Origin of the sequence: Rothia sp. HMSC071B01 (assembly GCF_001808945.1) — a bacterium.
GTDB lineage: Bacteria > Actinomycetota > Actinomycetes > Actinomycetales > Micrococcaceae > Rothia.
In genome coordinates, this window is sequence record NZ_KV795054.1 from 1 (window position 1) to 342 (window position 342).

The window sequence follows — 342 nt, forward strand, 5'->3', positions numbered from 1 at the left end:
ATGTTTGGGCTTGGGTGCCTCCGTCGAAGGCTCGATCTTCGAGCAAGCGGAGTCCGATTGTTGTGGATTCCACGGACGGTGATGCACATGTTCAGTTGAAGATCAGCTTCATGGCGATGAACGTGTATTTCGACGGTCAGAAGACCGGCACTCAGGGCTTCATTCAGTGCGATGACGCGGGTCAGATTTACGGTGGCGAGCCGCGTGGTGGCTCCAACTGCTCCTGGAAGGCCAAGAAGCAGGATGTGTACAAGGTGACTTCGTCGATTCTGTACCGTGTGGAATGGACCGCTGGCGATGAGTCTGGTGTGTTGATTCATGAGGAGCCGATGGATGGTACGC

The 342-nt window shown here is 55.3% G+C and carries 1 protein-coding gene; it reads left to right on the forward strand.

The features are described from left to right. Window positions 1-62: 62 nt before the first annotated feature. Window positions 63-342 (forward strand): hypothetical protein (locus tag HMPREF2527_RS00790; RefSeq protein ID WP_141744424.1); only part of this gene is annotated, 280 nt, incomplete at its 3' end.